The 15787-nt window shown below is 70.5% G+C and carries 12 protein-coding genes and 2 pseudogenes; 11 read left to right on the top strand and 3 right to left on the bottom strand.

The features are described 5' to 3' along the window. Positions 1–33 precede the first annotated feature (33 nt). The 10 genes from BLT03_RS07160 (at position 34) to BLT03_RS24790 (ending at position 11975) form a co-directional block, all read left to right on the top strand. The gene (locus BLT03_RS07160; RefSeq protein ID WP_092741726.1) at positions 34–909 is read left to right on the top strand and encodes an SDR family oxidoreductase; all 876 of its coding nucleotides are present in this window, start codon (positions 34–36) and stop codon (positions 907–909) included. A gap of 163 nt (positions 910–1072) precedes the next feature. Next, entirely contained in the window at positions 1073–2062 is a 990-nt protein-coding gene (locus BLT03_RS07155; protein WP_092741724.1) for a LysR substrate-binding domain-containing protein, read from the top strand. Further along, positions 2059–3633, top strand: a complete 1575-nt coding sequence (locus BLT03_RS07150) for a flavin-containing monooxygenase (protein WP_092741722.1) — start codon at positions 2059–2061, stop codon at positions 3631–3633. The genes BLT03_RS07155 and BLT03_RS07150 overlap by 4 nt, the downstream gene beginning before the upstream one ends. Positions 3634–3727: 94 nt before the next feature. Continuing rightward, complete coding sequence (locus BLT03_RS07145; protein ID WP_092741720.1) at positions 3728–4702, top strand: ABC transporter permease; 975 nt, start codon at positions 3728–3730, stop codon at positions 4700–4702. Further along, positions 4699–5628: an ABC transporter permease gene (locus BLT03_RS07140; RefSeq protein ID WP_092741718.1), complete on the top strand. Its 930-nt coding sequence runs from the start codon at positions 4699–4701 to the stop codon at positions 5626–5628. The genes BLT03_RS07145 and BLT03_RS07140 overlap by 4 nt, the downstream gene beginning before the upstream one ends. Before the next feature lie 44 nt (positions 5629–5672). Continuing rightward, the gene (locus tag BLT03_RS07135; protein ID WP_245711282.1) at positions 5673–6680 is read left to right on the top strand and encodes an ABC transporter ATP-binding protein; all 1008 of its coding nucleotides are present in this window, start codon (positions 5673–5675) and stop codon (positions 6678–6680) included. Further along, positions 6677–7741: an ABC transporter ATP-binding protein gene (locus BLT03_RS07130; protein ID WP_092741714.1), complete on the top strand. Its 1065-nt coding sequence runs from the start codon at positions 6677–6679 to the stop codon at positions 7739–7741. The genes BLT03_RS07135 and BLT03_RS07130 overlap by 4 nt, the downstream gene beginning before the upstream one ends. A gap of 76 nt (positions 7742–7817) precedes the next feature. Beyond that, on the top strand, positions 7818–9407 hold the full coding sequence (locus tag BLT03_RS07125) for an ABC transporter substrate-binding protein (RefSeq protein ID WP_092741713.1): 1590 nt from the start codon (positions 7818–7820) through the stop codon (positions 9405–9407). 3 nt (positions 9408–9410) lie between these two features. Continuing rightward, positions 9411–10733: an acyl-CoA thioesterase/bile acid-CoA:amino acid N-acyltransferase family protein gene (locus BLT03_RS24795; protein WP_245711272.1), complete on the top strand. Its 1323-nt coding sequence runs from the start codon at positions 9411–9413 to the stop codon at positions 10731–10733. A gap of 48 nt (positions 10734–10781) precedes the next feature. Next, the gene (locus tag BLT03_RS24790) at positions 10782–11975 is read left to right on the top strand and encodes a CMD domain-containing protein (protein WP_245711271.1); all 1194 of its coding nucleotides are present in this window, start codon (positions 10782–10784) and stop codon (positions 11973–11975) included. Positions 11976–12027: 52 nt separating this feature from the next. Here BLT03_RS24790 and BLT03_RS07115 read toward each other — a convergent pair whose 3' ends face one another. Further along, positions 12028–12762, bottom strand: coding sequence for a DsbA family protein (locus BLT03_RS07115; protein ID WP_175537688.1), 735 nt, complete (start codon positions 12760–12762; stop codon positions 12028–12030). After that, positions 12756–13649, bottom strand: a pseudogene (locus BLT03_RS07110) (MBL fold metallo-hydrolase); the annotation flags it as partial. The gene BLT03_RS07115 and the pseudogene BLT03_RS07110, both read right to left, overlap by 7 nt. Before the next feature lie 113 nt (positions 13650–13762). On the opposite strand from BLT03_RS07110, the pseudogene BLT03_RS07105 reads away from it, so the two are divergent. Beyond that, a pseudogene (locus tag BLT03_RS07105) lies at positions 13763–14635 on the top strand (LysR family transcriptional regulator); the annotation flags it as partial. A 302-nt stretch (positions 14636–14937) separates the two neighbouring features. Here BLT03_RS07105 and BLT03_RS07100 read toward each other — a convergent pair. Further along, positions 14938–15717 (bottom strand): enoyl-CoA hydratase, encoded by a 780-nt coding sequence (locus tag BLT03_RS07100; RefSeq protein WP_092741707.1) that lies wholly within the window; start codon positions 15715–15717, stop codon positions 14938–14940. Between the last annotated feature and the right edge of the window lie 70 nt (positions 15718–15787).

Below are 15787 nucleotides of genomic sequence, written 5' to 3'. Positions count from 1 at the left end.
TCCTCTCTAATCCATACCTTCTGAGGTTCTCGCATGTCCACTTCTTCCCCCCGCCTGCTCGTTACCGGCGCCAGCGGCCAGCTCGGCCGCCTCGTCATTCAGCAATTGCTCACGCAGGTGCCGGCTTCGCAGATCGTGGCCTCGGTGCGCAATGTCGAGAAAAGCAAAGGCGTATTGCCAGACGGTGTCGAACTGCGCCAGGCGGACTACACCGACGCGGCCTCGTGGGATGCTGCCTTGCAGGGCATCGACCGGGTGCTGTTGATTTCATCCAGCGAGGTCGGCAGCCGCGTCGCGCAGCACGGCAACGTGATCCGTGCGGCGGCGAAGGCGAACGTGCAGTTGATCGCCTACACCAGCTTGCTGCACGCCGATGTGTCCCCGCTGGGCCTGGCGAAAGAGCATGTAGCGACCGAGGCGTTGCTCAAGGACTCGGGCGTGCCCTTCGTGCTGCTGCGCAACGGCTGGTACACCGAAAACAATCTGATGGGCATCGCCGACGCGCTGGGCCGCGGCGTGCTGGTGGGCGCTTCGGGCGAGGGCCGGTTCGCCTCCGCGTCACGGGAAGACTACGCCGCCGCAGCCGCCGCCGTGATGGCCGCCAAGGACAGCCCGGCCGGCAAGGTCTATGAACTCGCGGGCGACGGCGCCTACACCCGGGCCGAACTGGCGCAGGAGGTGGCGCGCCAGGCCGGCAAGCCGCTGGTCTACCAGGACATGCCCGAAGCCGCCTACCGCGATCTGCTGGTCCAGGTGGGATTGCCCGCGCCGGTCGCCGAGATGCTGGCCGACAGCGACGCCGGCGCGGCCAAGGGCGCGCTGTTCGACTGTGCGCGCCAACTGAGCGCATTGATCGGCCGGCCGACGACGCCGTTCTCGGCCTCGGTCAGCGAAGCCCTGAAATCCTGAAATAGGCCACCCGACGATTTCTGGCCGGGCACCCCGGCCGGCGTGCCGAAGGCGAGCGTCAAGCCCCTGCTTGCGCCCCTTCGGCATTTGCATATGCGGTCAAAGTATTTGTATTTCGCATGCAAGGGGTTCATGATTTCATAAAACGCATGCAATCAACCCCATGGAACTGCGCCAACTCGAAGCCTTCGCCGCCGTGATGTCCACCGGCAGCGTGACAGCGGCCGCGCGGTTGCTGGACCGCTCCCAGCCCTCCGTCAGCCGCTCGCTGCAAGAGCTGGAGGCCGAGATCGGCTACGCCCTCTTCATTCGCGGCGGCCCGCGCGTCACCCCCACCGAGCAGGGCTTTTTGCTGTACGAGGATGTGGAGCGTGCGCTCGGCGGCCTGCGCCAGATCCGCGACCGCGCCGCTGAAATCGCACGGGGCGAGGCCCGCCCGCTGCGCCTGGCCGCCACTTCGGCGCTGGCCGTGGGCCTGCTGCCCCAGGCGCTGCGGCTGGCCGAGCCGCACACCGGCAGCGCCGCCATCCAGTTGCGCAGCACTTCGCCCGAAGAGGTGGTGCATGCCGTGCTCACCGGCGCGGTGCAACTGGGCGCCACCAGCCTGCCGCTGGAACACCGTGGGCTGCAGGTGCACTGGATCGTCCAGACCGCCTGCATGGCCGTGCTGCCGGAGGACGACCCGCTCGCCGCCGAGGCCGTGGTGCCGCTCGCGGCCCTGGCCGAGCGCCGCCTCATCAGCCTGAGCAACCCCTTTCGCCTGCGCGGGCGCATCGACCGCGCCCTGGCCCAGGCGGGCCGGCCCGGGGTGGTGCGGCGCGATGCGATCGAGACCAATTCTTCCGTCAATGCCCAGGCCGCCGTGCGCGCGGGGCTGGGCGTGGCCGTGCTGGAGCCGCTGACTGCCCTGGGCCTGCCGTGCGACGGCGTGGTCGTGCGGCCGCTGGACACGGACATTCCTTTTTTCTTCGGGGTCATCACGCCCCAGGCGCAGCCCGTCACGCCGCAGGTGCAGGCCGTGGCGGACGCGCTGCTGCTGGCCGCCCGGCCGCTGCCGGGCTTCGTCCAGCACGCGCCGCAAGCCCACGCTGCGCTGCTGCAGGCGCTCTACGGCGGCGATGCCGGCCCCACTGCTTCCGAGGTTTCCGAATGACGACTGCCCCCGCCGACTCCATCCCCACCCCCATCCCGGCGCCCGCACCCGCACCCGCACCCGCACCCGCCGGGCTCGCCGCCCTGGAGGCACGCCTGCGCCAGGACCTGCAGTGGCTGGGCCTGCCCGCGCGGCGCTGGGTGCCGCCGCGCACCACCGAAGCAGGCGAGCCCGTGCTGGACGTGGCCATCGTCGGCGGCGGCATGGCCGGGCTGGCGCTGGGCGCATCGCTCGCGCACATGGGCGTGCAGGCACCGCTGTTCGACCGGGCGCCCGAGGGATTCGAAGGCCCCTGGGCGACCACGGCGCGCATGGAAACGCTGCGCTCGCCCAAGGAGCTGACGGGGCCGGCGCTGGGCCTGCCCGCGCTCACCTTCCGGGCCTGGTTCGAATCGCAGTTCGGCCTGCCCGCCTGGGCGGCGCTGGACAAGATTCCGCGTCTGCAGTGGATGGAATACCTGCGCTGGTATCGCCGCGTGCTGGGCCTGGACGTGCGCAACCGCCAGCGCGTGCTGGCCGTGCATCCGCGCGCCGATGGGCTGGTGCGGATCGATCTGGCCAATGACGCGCAGGGCGGCGCGCCGTACCACGTGCTGGCGCGCCATGCCGTGCTGGCCACCGGCCGCGACGGCCTGGGCGGCCCCTGGGTGCCCGAGTGGGCGCGGGCACTGCCGCGCGGCCGCTGGGCGCATTCGGCGGATGCCTGGGACGGCGCCGCGCTGCGCGGCCTGCGCGTGGCGGTGGTGGGCGGTGGCGCTTCGGCCATGGACTCGGCCGCGACCGCGCTGGAGGCCGGCGCCGCGCGCGTGGACCTGCTGGTGCGCCGCGCCGAACTGCCCCGCGTGAACAAGGGCAAGGGCGCCGGCAACCCCGGCATGGCGCACGGCTTTTGGTCGCTGCCGGACGAATGGAAGTGGCGCTTTCGCCATTACCTCAACGTGCAGCAGGTGCCGCCGCCGCACGGCAGCACGCTGCGCGTGTCGCGCCACGCCAATGCGCATTTCCACCTGGGCGCGGGCGTGCGCAGCGCTTCCGTGCGGGCCGACGGCGCGCTGCGGCTGGAGACCGCCAAGGGACCGCTGGCCGCCGACTTCGTGATCTTCTGCACCGGCTTTCGCACCGACTGGGCGCTGCGCCCCGAGTTCGCCGCGTTCGCGCCGGCCGTGCGCCTGTGGCAGGACCGCTTCGTGCCCCCCGCTGGCGAGGACGATGCCGAGCTGTCCGCCTCGCCCGACCTGGGGCCGCTGTTCGAGTTCCAGGAAAAGGTGCCCGGCACCTGCCCGGCCCTGGACCGCGTGCACTGCTTCAACTACGGCGGCGCGCTGTCGCAGGGTGCAGGCGCGGGCGATATTCCGCAGATCAGCGACGGCGCGCAGCGCCTGGCCCGGGGCCTGGCCGCACGGCTGCTGGCCGACGACGCCGCGCTGCACTACGCCGCCATGCAGCGCTACGAAGAGCCCGAACTGGACGGCGACGAGTGGACGCCCGCGGAGTTTCCGGCCTACACATCGGAGGGCGCAGCGCCTGCCGCCACCGCTTCCCCCGAAAGCACTCAGGAGGCCACGCGATGATTGCTATCAAATTAATAGCTATACACCCTAGTGGTTATTGCGCTGGAGGCCTTTTTGGCTTGAATCGCTCGCGGCCGCCCGCGGCCCCGCGGCCATGACTGGCTGGCTGCTGCGCCGGCTCGGACAGGCGCTGCTGGTGGTGCTGGCCATGACGGTGATCGTCTTCGTGGGCCTGCACGCCATCGGCAACCCGGTGGACATCCTGATCGGCGACGACATGAACCAGCAGGAGCGCCTGGCCGCCATCGCACGCCTGGGGCTCGACCAGCCGCTGTGGCGCCAGTACCTGGCGTTCGTCGATGGCGCGCTGCACGGCAGCCTGGGCAAGAGCTTCGTCTACCAGGAAGACGCCGTGCGCCTGATCCTGCAGCGCCTGCCCGCCACGCTGGAACTGGCCATGGCCTCGCTGGTGCTGGCGGTGGTGCTGGGCGTGCCGCTGGGGCTTTATGCCGGCATGCGGCCGGACAGCCCGGTGTCCAAGGCGCTCATGGCAGTCAGCATCGCGGGCTTTTCGCTGCCGGCGTTCTGGGTTGCGCTGATGCTCATCATGGTGTTCAGCGTGCAGCTGGGGTGGATGCCCGCCAGCGGCCGCGGCGCCACGCGGGAGGTGTTCGGCGTGCCGTGGTCGTTCCTCACGCTCGATGGCCTGCAGCACCTGGCGCTGCCGGCCTTCAACCTGGCGCTGTTCAAGATCTCGCTGGTGCTGCGGCTCACTCGGGCCGGCGTGCGCGAAGTGCTGCCGCAGGACTTCGTGAAGTTCGCGCGTGCCAAGGGCCTGTCGCCCGCGCGGGTGATGGGCATGCACGTGCTGCGCAACACGCTCATTCCGCTCGTCACGGTGCTGGGCCTGGAGCTGGGCTCGACCATCGCCTATGCGGTGGTGACCGAAAGCATCTTCGCGTGGCCCGGTGCGGGCAAGCTCATCCTGGACAGCATCAACAGCCTGGACCGCCCCGTGGTCGTGGCGTACCTGATGGTGGTGGTGGTGATCTTCGTCACGCTCAATCTGGTGGTGGACGTGCTCTACCGCCTTCTGGACCCGCGCGCCCGGGTGGAGGGCGCCGCATGACGCAGCCTGTGACCGCTTCGTCCACCGCCCCAGCGGCGCGTGGCTTCGACGACCGTTCGATCTGGTACCGCGTGGCGGCGGACTTCCTGCGCTCGCGCACCGCCGCAGCGGCGCTGGCCGTGCTGGCGCTGGTGGTGATCGCCGCGCTGGCCGCGCCCTGGATCACGCCGCAGAACCCCTACGACCTCATGCAACTGGACGTGCTGGATGCGCGCCTGAAGCCCGGCGCCACCAACGGCGAAGGCACCTTCACCTACTGGCTGGGCACGGACGGGCAGGGGCGCGACCTGTACTCGGCCATCGTTTACGGCCTGCGCATCAGCCTGCTGGTGGGCGTGGGCTCCGCCGTGGTCGCCGCGGTGATCGGTACGCTGGTGGGGCTGCTTGCGGCTTACGCGGGCGGCAAGGTCGATGCGCTGCTGATGCGCGTGGTGGACCTGTTGCTGTCGTTCCCGACCATCCTCATGGCGCTGATGATCCTGGCCTACGTGGGCAAGGGCGTGGGCAACGTGGTGCTCACGCTGGTGCTGCTCGAATGGGCGTACTACGCCCGCACAGCGCGTGGCCAGGCGCTGGTGGAGGCGCGCCGCGAATACGTGGAGGCCGCGCGCGGCCAGGGCATTCCGGGCTGGCGCATCGTGACCGGGCACATCCTGCCCAACTGCCTGCCGCCGCTCCTGGTGATCGGCGCGCTGCAGGTGGCGCGCGCCATCACGCTGGAGGCCACGCTGTCGTTCCTGGGCCTGGGCGTGCCGATCACCGAGCCGTCGCTGGGCCTGCTGATCTCCAACGGCTACCAGTACCTGCTGTCCAACGAATACTGGATCAGCTTCTTTCCCGGCCTGGCGCTGCTGTTCACCATCGTCGCGATCAACCTCGTGGGCGACCAGCTGCGCGATGTGCTCAACCCGAGGCTGCAGAAATGACGCGCGCCGTGACTTCTTTCGCGCTGCCGGCAGCGTCCACCGCCGTGCCCACCGCCGCACCGGAAGGCGCCCCCACGCTGGAAGTGCGCGACCTGCGCACGCGCTTTCACACCCGCGCCGGCGTGCTGCCGGTGGTGGACGGCGTGTCGTTCACGCTGGGGCGCGGCAAGGTGCTGGGGCTGGTGGGCGAGTCGGGCTCGGGCAAATCCGTCACCGGCTTTTCGATCATGGGGCTCGTCGATCCGCCCGGCCGTGTGGAAGGCGGGCAGGTGCTGTTCCAGGGCCGCGACCTCACCACGCTGCCGGCCGCCGAGCGGCGCGCGCTGCAGGGCAACCGCATCGCCATGATCTTTCAGGACCCCATGGCCACGCTCAACCCCGTGCTGCGCGTGGACACGCAAATGATCGAAGCCGTGAAGGCCCATCGCCCCGCCACGACGGCCGAAGCCCGGGCGCTGTCGCGCGACACGCTGGCGCTGATGGGCATTCCCAGCCCGGACGACCGGCTGCGGGCCTACCCGCACCAGTTGTCCGGCGGCATGCGCCAGCGCGTGGCCATCGCCATCGCCATGCTGCACGGGCCCGACCTCATCATTGCCGACGAGCCCACCACGGCGCTGGACGTGACCATCCAGGCGCAGATCCTGTCGGAGGTGCAAAAGCTGGTGCGCGAGCGCGGCACCTCGCTGATCTGGATCAGCCACGACCTGTCGGTGGTGGCCGGCCTGGCTGACGAGATCGCCGTGATGTACGCCGGGCGCATCGTGGAGCACGGCACCGTGGACGACGTGCTCGACCACCCGCAGCACCCCTACACGCAGGGCCTCATCGGCAGCCTGCCCAGCGCCAACCGGCGCGGCGAGCGGCTGCGGCAGATTCCGGGCATGGCGCCCTCGCTGCTGCACATGCCGCCGGGCTGCGCCTTCGCGCCGCGCTGTGCGCGGGCCAGCGCGGCCTGCGGTGTGCCGCCGGGCATCACGCACCCGCGGGCGGAGGCCCCGGCGCATGCGGTGCGGTGCTTCCATCCGGGCGCAGGGGAGGGTGCGGCATGAGCGACGTTCTTTCGCCGCAAGGCCTTGGCACCCCCGCCGATACCGCGCACGCCGCACCGCCGCTGATCGAGCTGCGCGGCGTGGCCAAGCGCTTCGGCCTGCAGCCGCCACCGGGCCCGGTGGGCCGCGCATTGCGGCGCCTGGGCCTGTCCAAGGCGCCGGTGGTGACGCACGCGGTCGATGGCGTGGACCTGTCGGTGCATGCCGGCGAGGTGGTGGGGCTGGTGGGCGAGTCGGGCTGCGGCAAATCCACGCTCGGCCGCATCGCCGCCGGCCTGCTGCCGGCCACCGAAGGCGAGGTGCTGGTGGAGGGCCGGTCGCTCGAAGGATTGAACGGCCGGGACCGCCTGACCGCGCGGCTGCGCACGCAGATGGTGTTCCAGGACCCCTTCGCCAGCCTGAACCCGCGCCTGCGCGTCTCGCGCATCGTGGGCGAGGCGGCGCTGCTGCACGGGCTGACCGATGCCGCCGGGCTCGACGACTACGTGAGCGCGCAACTGCAGCGCGCCGGGCTCGACCCCGCGCTGCGCCATCGCTACCCGCACCAGTTCAGCGGCGGGCAGCGCCAGCGCATCGGCATCGCCCGCGCGCTGGCGGTGCAGCCGGGCATGCTGGTGTGCGATGAGGCCGTGGCGGCGCTGGACGTGTCGATCCAGGCGCAGATCCTCAACCTGTTCATGGACCTGCGCGACCAGCTCGGCCTGACCTACCTGTTCATCAGCCACGACCTGGGCGTGGTGGAGCACGTGTGCGACCGCGTGGTGGTCATGTACCTGGGGCGCGTGGTCGAGAGTGCGCCGGTCGAGGAACTGTTCGCGCGGCCCAACCACCCCTACACGCAGGCGCTGCTGGCAGAGATTCCGAGCGTGGCCGCGCGGCGCACGCGTTTCTCGTCCATCCGTGGCGAGATTCCCAGCCCGATTGCGCCGCCGTCCGGCTGCCATTTCCACCCCCGGTGCCCGCACGCCATGCCGCGCTGCGCCACCGAGGTGCCGCGATTGCGCGGCATCGCCGTGCGGCACGAAAGCGCCTGCCACCTGAACGATGCGGGCGGCGGATGACCCCACCTGCTCGCCATCCGTTCGTTGCCCGCCCATCGCCTGCATCAACCCCTTCGTTCTTCCTGAAAGGCCCGCCATGACTTCCTTCCGCCTCGCCACCCTGGCCGCCGCCGCGCTGCTCGCCGGCACCGGTGCCACCGGCGCGTTCGCGCAGAACGGCAACACGCTGTCCATCGGTTTCGCCGACCCGGTGTCGTCGGTCGATCCACAACTCAACAACCATGCCGGCGACCGGTCGCTGGCGCTGCATTTCTGGGACTCGCTGGTCAACTCGCGCGACGGCGGCAAGCTGGAGCCGGGTCTGGCCGCGAGCTGGAAGACGCTGGACGACAAGACCTGGGAGTTCAAGCTGCGCACCGACGTGAAGTGGCAGGACGGCACGCCCTTCACGGCCGACGACATCGTGTTCTCGTTCCAGCGCGCGCGCAGCGTGCCCGGCAGCGTGGCGTCGTATGCCGGCGCGCTGCGCACGGTCGAATCCACCACGGCCAAGGATGCGCACACCGTCATCGTCAAGACCAACACGCCCAACCCGATGCTGCCGCTGGAGATCGCCTCGATCTACATCGTGAGCAAACACGTGGGCGAAAAATCCAAGACCGAGGACTACAACGCCGGCCGCGCGGTGGTGGGCACGGGCCCCTACAAATTCGTGTCGTACGTGCCGGGCGACCGCACGGTGTTCGAGCGCAGCGCGAGCTACTACGGCCCGAAGCCGGTGTGGGACAAGGTGAACTACCGCTTCATCAACAACGGCGCGGCGCGCACCGCCGCGCTGCTGGCCGGCGACGTGGACGTGATCGACAAGGTCGCCGTGACCGATGTGGACAAGCTGCGCAAGACGCCCAGCGTGAGCGTGTACACCTACCCCGGCCTGCGTGCGCTGCTGCTGCAGCCCAGCTTCAAGGCCGGCCCGAACGAGTTCGTGACCGACAACGCGGGCAAGCCGCTCGCGCAGAACCCGCTGCTGGACGTGCGCGTGCGCCAGGCGCTGTCGCTGGCCATCAACCGCAAGGCCATCGTGGACCGCGTGCTGCAGGGCACCGTGACGGAAGCCAACCAGTGGATGCCCAAGGGCAGCTTCGGCTACAACCCCGAGGTCAAGGACATCCCCTACAGCGTGGAGCAGGCCAGGAAGCTGCTGGCCGAAGCGGGCTTTCCGCAGGGCTTTCAGATCACCATCCACGTGCCCGGCGACCGCTATCCGCAGGCCCCCGAGACGGTGCAGGCCGTGGCCCAGTTCTGGAGCCGCGCCGGTGTGAAGACCAAGGTCGAGGTGCTGCCCTGGGCGTCGTACGCGAGCCGCGCCACCAAGAACGACTTCGCCGTCAGCGTGATCGCCTGGGGCAACGGCACGGGCGAAGCCGGCTACGGCCTGCTGCAGACCCTGGCTACCACCGACGCCAAGCGCGGCCGGGGCGCCAACAACTGGGGCCGCTACAGCAACGAGGCCGTGGACAAGGCGCTCGACGCCGCCACGGTGGAGTTCGACGCGCGCCGCCGCGAGGCCGTGTTCCGCCACGCCGCCAAGCTGGTGACCGACGACGTGGGCCAGATCCCGCTGTTCCATTACCAGAACATCTGGGCGGCCAAGAAGGGCCTGAAGGTCGAGCCGATCCTGAGCGATCGCACCACCGCCCTGCAAGTCACCCGCGTGGGCAAGTAAGGCGTGGCCGCGCTTTCCATCACCCCCGCCGAGGCGCTGATCGACGTGCCCCGGCGCATCGTCGCCACCGGGCTCGTTCCCGGCGAGGCGGTCACGCTGCGCAGCCACACCCTGCGCGGGCCGGCCGTGGCCTGGCGCGCCGAGGCGGTGTTTCGCGCCGATGCCGAAGGCACGGTAGACCTGTCGCGCGATGCGCCGCTGTCGGGCAGCTACGCGGGCGTGTCGCCCATGGGCCTGGTGTGGTCGCAGGTGCCGGACGGCGGACAGGCGCCGCGCGCGCTGTTCGCCAGCACCCCGGCGGCGCCGCTGACCACCGACATCGCCCTGGAGCGCGCCGCCACCGGCGAGGCGCCGCTCTCGGGCCGCTTCGTGCAGCACCTCGTCGGCCCCGGCGTGGTGCGGCGCGACGTGCGCGATGACGGCCTGTCGGGCACGCTGTTTCTGCCGCCGGGCCCCGGCCCGCACCCTGCGGTACTGGTGCTCAACGGCTCGGGCGGCGGCATCAACGAGCCGCGCGCCGCGCTGTACGCCTCGCACGGTTACGCGGCGCTGGCGCTGGGCTATTTCCAGTCGCCCGGGCGTCCCGACTACATCTCGGACACGCACCTCGAATATTTCGAAACCGCGCTCGCCTGGCTGCACCGCACCGTGCGCCCGCGCGGCGGTTTCGTGGCCTTGAGCGGGCAGTCGCGCGGCGGTGAACTGGTGCTGCTGCTGGGCAGCCTGTTTCCCGAACAGGTCTCGGCCGTGATCGGCTACGTGCCGGGCGCGGTGGTGCACAGCGCGCAGAACGCGTGCGACCCGGCCAACGGCCCCGACAGCCGCAACGGCCCCGCGTGGATCTTTCGTGGCCGGCCGCTGCCGCACCTGTGGGAAAACAACCGCACGGCCACCTGGGCGCCGTGGGACGACGGCCCCGAGCCGCGTCGCCACGCCAACGCGTTGCTCACCGCGCTGCAGGACGAAGACGCCGTGGAGCGCGCCCGAATCCGCGTGGAGCGCATCCGCGGCCCGGTGCTGCTGCTCACCGCCGAAGACGATGGCTCGTGGCCGTCGTCGCTCTACGGCCGCATGGTCGCCGAGCGCCTGAAGGCCCACGCGCACCCGCATCCGGTGGCGCACCACGACTACGCCGGCGCCGGGCATTCGATCCTGTTTCCCTACCTGCCGAGCACGCAGACCGTGTACGCCCATCCGGTCTCCGGCCGGCGCAGCACGGGCGGCGGCACGCCCGCACCCAACGCATGGGCCGATGAAGATTCCTGGCAACAGGTGCTATCGTTTTTGAAGCATGCTGCCCTAGAAGAATATGCGCTGGAGCCTTAAATCATTGAGATCCCTGGCGGCCGCCGTGCCGCCCCACCGGAGCTGACCATGACCGATTCCTCCCTTTCCCTCGACCTCGTGGACACCCTCGTGCCGCTGGTTGCCGGCGACCCGGTGCATGCCGTGCGCCACCAGCGCGACAAGGTGGTGGCCGCCACGCAGGGCAGCTACGACAGCCTGTTCGATCCCGCGCTGGAGGGCCTCTCGCTGGCCGAGCGCCTGCTCGCCGCGCTGGCCATCGCTGCCCAGGCCGGCAGCGCGCCCCTGGTGGCGCACTACACGGCGCGCCTGCAGGGTCTGCCCGACCTGACGCCCGCGCAGCGCGACGCGGTGGCGTCGGGTTCGGCGAACGCGGACGACGCACGCCTGCAGGCCATACTGCGCTTTGCCGATCTGCTGGCCGCGCGGCCGGTGGAGGGCGACCGCGCGGCGCTGCTGCAGTTGCCCGCCGCGGGCTTGAGCACGCCGGCCGTGGTCGCGCTGGCGCAGCTCATCGCCTTCGTGGCGTACCAGGTGCGCGTGGTGGCCGGGTTGCAGGCACTGGCAGCGCTCGGTGCGCCGCAGGCGTCCGGGTCGGCACAGGCAGCGGGCGGCGAGTCCGCACCGGCGACTGCACCGGCCGCCGCACCGTTCGTGCACCCGGCCAACCTGCCCAAGCCCGGCGAGCCCGTGCGCGTGAACGGCTACACCAGCGAAACGCTGGAGTGGAAGGCCTGGCTGCCGGTGCTGGACCTGGCGCAGGCCTCGCCCGCGCAACTGGCGGTGCTGGAAGCCAGCCACCCCAAGGCCAAGACGAGCGACTACTACCGCGTGCTGGTGCACCAGCCGCGCATTCTGGAAGAGCGCTCCATCGTTTTCAACGCGATCATGTACGCGCCCGGCGGCCTGTCGCGCGCCGAGCGCGAGCTGGCCAGCGCCGTCGTCTCGCGTGTGAACGGCTGCGTGTATTGCGCCTCGGTGCATGCGCAGCGCTTCGAGCAACTGGCCAAGCGCAACGACGTGATCGTGCAGGTGTTCACCGAACCACAGGGCGCGGGCACCACGGCGCGCGAGCAGGCCATCGTGCAGGCCAGCATCGACCTCACGCACGCGCCCGGCGCGTTCGGTGCAGACCAGGTGCAGCCGCTGCGCGTGGCGGGCCTGTCCGACCTGGAGATTCTCGACACGGTGCATGCCGTGGCGATCTTCGCGTGGGCCAACCGGCTGATGCTCAACCTGGGCGAGCCGGTCTTCCCGGCCTGAACGCGCAGGTCTGAACCGCAGGCCGGGCAGTGAAGCCGGGCCCACGCGCCGTTCAGATCGCGCAGTGCCCCGGCCCGCAGGCCAGGGCGGCCCCTGCCGGCGCGGCATCAGTCACTGCGCCCACGGGCAGGCGCCGCTGCAGTTCGGCCTGCCAGGCTTCGGGCTGGCCGAGCCAGGGGCCGATGTCCAGCCGCTGCAGCGGGCCGGCGCCCACGGCGAGCGCCAGCGTCGGAAAGCCCTGGCCGCCAGCGCGCGCCAGCCATTGGCGGCTGGTGGCCATGTGCGCTTCGGTGGCGGCGCCCTCCCATTGCGCAAACGCTTCCTCGAAGGCTGCGGCATCGAGCCCGAGGTCCTGCGCCAGGGCCTCCAGCACGCCGGTGTCCGCGATGCGCAAGCCTTCGACGTAGTGCGCCTGCTGCTGGCGGTGCAGCATGTCCAGCCCGCGCCCGGCCATCGCCTCGGCGGCGAGCAGGGCGGTGGTTGGCGGTGCGGAATCCATCACCGCCGTGGTGTCGCGCAGCAGGCCGTCGAAATAGCGCTCGCCGAACGGCTGGCCGCTCAGCTCGGCGATGCGGCGGTCGTGCGGCATCACGTGGTCGCGCCACTGGGGCGTGATGTGGCGGCGGTTGGGGCCGGTCATCATGCCGCCCCCGTGCAGCACGATCGCCAGGCCCGGCACCTGCCGCGCGGCCTCCACCAGCGGGGCGGCGGCATAGCACCAGCCGCACAGCGGGTCGAACACGTAATGCAGCACCGCAGCGGGCGTTGCAGGGCTCGTCACGGCCATTTCATTTCTCCCTTGATGACCTTGGCGCCCAGGTCCAGCGAAGACGATTCGCCCAGTTCGGGGTAACGCTTCTTCATGGCCACCACGAGTGCGGCGGCGTCCTTGGCCTGGGCGGCTTCCGTCTCGAAAGCCTTCACGTAGTCGCGGGTGAAGGCCAGCGAGGCGGTGCTGCGAGGCTCCTGGCCCTTGGCGTCCACCACGAAGTGGCCCGGCACCACGACCTCGGGTTTCAGCGCTTCGATGCGGTCGAGCGTGGTGATCCAGTCGCGGCGCGACTCGGGGCTCTGCGTGTCGGCCATCCAGACGTGGATGTTGGCTGCCACGGGCACGCCGCCCACCACGGCCTTCAGCGAGGGAATCCACACCACGGTGCGTGCGGGCGTGGGGCCGTCGAGGCCCAGCACCTTGATGGCCTGGCCTTCCAGCGTGATGGTGTCCCCCTGCATCGGCTCGGGCACTACCAGGGCCTTGGGTGCGTTGCCTTTCAGAATCGGGCCCCAGTGGGCGAGCTTGCCGTCCTTGGACGCCTTGATGCCAGCCACCGTCTGCGGCGTGGCGACGATCTTCGCGTCGGGGAAGGCCGCCTGGATGACATCGAGGCCGAAGTAGAAGTCGGGGTCCTTGTGGCTGATGTACACGGTGGTCAGCTTCTTGCCGCTGGCGCGGATCTTCTCGACGAGGGCCTCGGCATCGTCGCGCTGGAACTGCGCGTCGATCAGCACGGCGTCGTGGGCGCCGGTGATCAGCTCCGACGACACCGGGAACAGGCTTTTCGTGCCCGGGTTGTACACCTGCAATTGCAGCGGGCCGGCGGCCATCGCCGAGGCGGCGAAGCCAAGGCTGGCAACGCCGGCGAGCAGGGTGCGAAGAAGGGTGGGATTGAACATGCGAGGCTCCCGTCAAGGGGTTGGTGAATGGATGGCTCGCATCGTAGGTTGCCCCGATCGATCAAAAAACCCCTTACGATGCAATGATTTGTTGCACGAATCGATCAAATTCAATGGACCGCCTCACCGCCGCCGATGTCTTCGTCCGCATTGCCGAGCGCGGCAGCATGACGGCCGCCGCCGATTCGCTGGACATGTCGCGCGCCATGGTCACGCGCTACCTCGCGCAGATGGAGGCCTGGGCCGGGGCGCGGCTTTTGCACCGCACCACGCGGCGCCTGAGCCTCACCGCCGCGGGCGAGCAGGCCCTGGCCCGCTGCCGGCAATTGCTGGAGCTGGCCGGCGAAATGGCCGTGCCCGTGGGGGATGAGGCCGAGGTGCCGCGCGGCCTGCTGCGCATGGCGAGTTCGCAATCGCTCGCGCAGGACGTGCTGTCGTCGGCGGTGGCCGAGTTCCTGCGCCGCCATCCGCTGGTGGCGGTGGACCTGCACATCGATGCGCGCCCGGTCAACCTGGTGCAAGAGCGCATCGACCTGGCCGTGCGCATCAGCAACGAGCTGGACCCCAATCTCATCGCCCGGCCGCTGGGAGAATGCGCTTCGGTGGTGTGCGCGGCGCCGGCCTACCTGGCCGCGCACGGCACGCCGCGCCGCGCGCAGGACCTGGCCACGCACAACTGCCTGACGTATTCGTACTTCGGCCGCAGCCTGTGGGAGTTCACGCACCGGGGCGAGCGCATCGCGGTGCCGGTGGGCGGCAACCTGAGCGCCAACGAATCGCAGGTGCTGCTGGCCGCCGCGCTGCACGGCGCGGGCGTGACGCTGCAGCCGATCTATTCCGCCGCGCCGCTCATCGCGCAGGGACGTCTTACAGCGCTGCTGCCGGGCTATGCGCCGCGCGCCCTGGGCGTGCACGGCGTGTATGCCTCGCGCCGGCAAGTGCCGCCCGCGCTGCGTGCGATGCTGGATTTTCTGGTGGAGCGTTTCGCCGACCCGGCGCATTGGTCCGTGGGGCTGGCGCATCCCACGGCGCCCGGGAGGGGCCGGAGCCGCAGCCGCGCCGATGGCGGGGCGGCAATGCTGTCAAAGGCTGTGCCTGCGAAGGCTGGCGCGGCGAAAGCATCCCCAAAGCCAAAGGCACCCCGCCAGGTGACGCCGAAAGCCCGGCCAGCCGCCAGGGCGCGATAGCCGCCGCCGGACCAGCAACGAAAAACGCCGCACAGGGCGGCGTTTTCTGGAGGCCGACGCAAGGGCAACTGCGGGCGGGTGCAATGCGCCTTGTGGCTTGTTCAGCGGTGCGTGAAGCTCGCCTTGCGCTTGTTCACGAAGGCGTCCATGCCTTCCTTCTGGTCGCTGGTGGCGAACAGGGCGTGAAACAGGCGGCGCTCGAACATCACGCCGTCCGAGAGCCCGCTCTCGAACGCGCGGTTGACCGATTCCTTGGCCGCCATCACGGCGATCCGCGAGAAGTCGCTGATCTGCAGCGCGGCGCCCAGGGCTTCGTCCATGAGCTGCGGGAACGGCACGACGCGGCTGACCAGCCCGGCGCGCTCGGCTTCGGCGGCGTCCATCATGCGGCCGGTCAGGGCCATGTCCATGGCCTTGGACTTGCCCACCGCGCGCGGCAGGCGCTGCGTGCCGCCGGCGCCGGGGATGACGCCCAGCTTGATTTCGGGCTGGCCGAATTTGGCGTTGTCGGCCGCGATGATGAAGTCGCACATCATGGCCAGTTCGCAGCCGCCGCCCAGGGCGAAGCCGCTCACGGCGGCGATCACCGGCTTGCGGATGGAACGGATGCGCTCCCAGTTGCGCGTGATGTAGTCGCCCTTGTAGGCATCGGCGAAGCTGTAGTTCGCCATGGCGCCGATGTCCGCGCCCGCGGCAAAGGCCTTTTCGCTGCCGGTGATGATGACGCAGCCGATCTTCTCGTCCGCATCGAAGGCCTGCAGCGCCTCCCCCAGTTCGTTCATCAGCTGATCGTTCAGCGCGTTCAGTTGCTTGGGCCGGTTCAGCGTGATGATGCCGACCTTGTCCGCCTCGGTGCGGACCTCGATGACTTCGTAGGCCAAGGGGTGTCTCCGTTGATCGTTGGTGATCGGCAGACTATACCCAAGGCCTTCCGCGCCCGCGCCCGGGCTT

The organism is Paracidovorax valerianellae (assembly GCF_900102625.1).
Classification (GTDB): domain Bacteria; phylum Pseudomonadota; class Gammaproteobacteria; order Burkholderiales; family Burkholderiaceae_C; genus Paracidovorax; species Paracidovorax valerianellae.
The sequence above is the reverse complement of the archived record's forward strand: the minus strand, read 5'-3'. Positions and strand labels throughout refer to the sequence as shown.

Bases quoted from the DNA above. Each gene is read 5' to 3' on its own strand.
- BLT03_RS07160 (WP_092741726.1), top strand. From the start codon at position 34: ATGTCCACTTCTTCCCCCCGCCTGCTCGTTACCGGCGCCAGCGGCCAG.
- BLT03_RS07155 (WP_092741724.1), top strand. From the start codon at position 1,073: ATGGAACTGCGCCAACTCGAAGCCTTCGCCGCCGTGATGTCCACCGGC.
- BLT03_RS07150 (WP_092741722.1), top strand. From the start codon at position 2,059: ATGACGACTGCCCCCGCCGACTCCATCCCCACCCCCATCCCGGCGCCC.
- BLT03_RS07145 (WP_092741720.1), top strand. From the start codon at position 3,728: ATGACTGGCTGGCTGCTGCGCCGGCTCGGACAGGCGCTGCTGGTGGTG.
- BLT03_RS07140 (WP_092741718.1), top strand. From the start codon at position 4,699: ATGACGCAGCCTGTGACCGCTTCGTCCACCGCCCCAGCGGCGCGTGGC.
- BLT03_RS07130 (WP_092741714.1), top strand. From the start codon at position 6,677: ATGAGCGACGTTCTTTCGCCGCAAGGCCTTGGCACCCCCGCCGATACC.
- BLT03_RS07125 (WP_092741713.1), top strand. From the start codon at position 7,818: ATGACTTCCTTCCGCCTCGCCACCCTGGCCGCCGCCGCGCTGCTCGCC.
- BLT03_RS24790 (WP_245711271.1), top strand. From the start codon at position 10,782: ATGACCGATTCCTCCCTTTCCCTCGACCTCGTGGACACCCTCGTGCCG.
- BLT03_RS07115 (WP_175537688.1), bottom strand. From the start codon at position 12,762: ATGGCCGTGACGAGCCCTGCAACGCCCGCTGCGGTGCTGCATTACGTG.